This is a genomic window from Flavobacterium frigoris PS1 (assembly GCF_000252125.1).
GTDB lineage: Bacteria > Bacteroidota > Bacteroidia > Flavobacteriales > Flavobacteriaceae > Flavobacterium > Flavobacterium frigoris_A.
The window spans coordinates 1-1398 of the sequence record NZ_AHKF01000036.1; the positions used below are offsets into that span (position 1 = coordinate 1).

The window sequence follows — 1398 nt, forward strand, 5'->3', positions numbered from 1 at the left end:
ATTTTATGTTGGTCAATACAGTGCCAAAAAAAATCAGTGAAAAATTACAAGTAAGCTGTTATGACTGCCATAGTAACAATACCCATTATCCTTGGTATAGTAAAATTCAACCTGGAGCGTGGTTTATGGAAAAACATATTAAAAACGGAAAAGAAGAATTGAATTTTAGCGAATGGGCAGACTATTCAGATAGAAGAAAAAATAGCAAATTAAAATCAATCATAAGCCAGATCGATGATGATAATATGCCTTTAAGTTCTTATACGCTAATTCATAAAAATGCAAGCTTTTCAAAAGAAGAAAAAAAGGAAGTTGTTACGTGGCTGACAGAACTAAAAGATAATTTATAAACAATAATTCAAAAAAACTACTAAAATGAAAAATTTAAAAATAAGAATAGCCGCAATGGTATTGTTAACGGTTTCTTTTGCAAATGCACAGGAAAAAGAAAAAATGAACCACGACCATGGAAACATGAAGATGGATCATAAAACTATGAAAATGGATAAAATTAATAACACTAAGGCAGAAGCTGTTTTTGCTGATTATTTTCTACTTAAAGATGCATTGGTAGCTGATGATTCAAAAAAAGCGGCAAAGGCTGGAAGTAAACTAATGGTCTCTTTAAAGGCTTTTGATGTGACCAGCTACAATAAAGAACAGCAAAAGGAGCTAGTCGATATTATAGAAGATGCTGTAGAAAATGCCGAACACATTTCAAAAAGTCCTATTGCACATCAACGTGAGCACTTTAAGACCTTAAGCACTGATATTACTGATATGGTTGCCATTACTGGAACTAAAAATAAGTTGTACCAGCAGTTTTGCCCAATGTACGATAAGGGTAGTGCATGGTTAAGTACAAGTAACGAAGTAAAAAATCCATATTATGGTAGCAAAATGCTTAAATGTGGAAAAGTTCAAAAGGAAATCAACAATTAAGCCAGCTCTTTTATAGTGGAGGAACAAGTTATCTAATTCATAAAAGGGATCATAAGGTTTTCATTATTGATTCGCAATTTGTAAAAAATCCCCCATTTATGGTATTAGAAAAGTCCTAGTTAGGGAAGGGTAAAATATTAATGACTAGTCCTAGCCCTTCCCTTGTTAGGCACAATAAATTTTAAAAAAAAATTGATTTAATTATAAACAGCCTGTATAATCGAATAAAGATAACTCAATTAATAAGTTAATGGCATTTCTCTTCTAAATGGTAGGCAAAATATAAACTTTGATAAACAAACTAAATAATTATTAAATACTAAAATATTAAACAATAACATCATCAATGAGCAACTTCACTCAAATTATCCAACAATACAAAACCGATACGGAAAGCGTTTACAATACTTGGTTTGTCGATAATGATCAGCGATTAAAAGCATTCCGAACTATTCG

Annotated in this window: 2 protein-coding genes; both read left to right on the forward strand. The window is 31.2% G+C overall.

Annotation, left to right across the window (positions count from 1 at the left end; translation table 11 throughout):
- Positions 1–350, forward strand: a 350-nt coding sequence (locus HJ01_RS16775; protein ID WP_040474102.1) for a heme-binding domain-containing protein, incomplete at its 5' end; no start/stop codon positions are given.
- 25 nt (positions 351–375) lie between these two features.
- Positions 376–942, forward strand: coding sequence for a DUF3347 domain-containing protein (locus HJ01_RS16780; RefSeq protein WP_007139706.1), 567 nt, complete (start codon positions 376–378; stop codon positions 940–942).
- The last annotated feature ends 456 nt before the right edge of the window (positions 943–1398 follow it).

What these genes read in the sequence shown, in the direction of transcription:
- HJ01_RS16780 (WP_007139706.1), top strand. Translation starts at nt 376, where the DNA reads ATGAAAAATTTAAAAATAAGAATAGCCGCAATGGTATTGTTAACGGTT.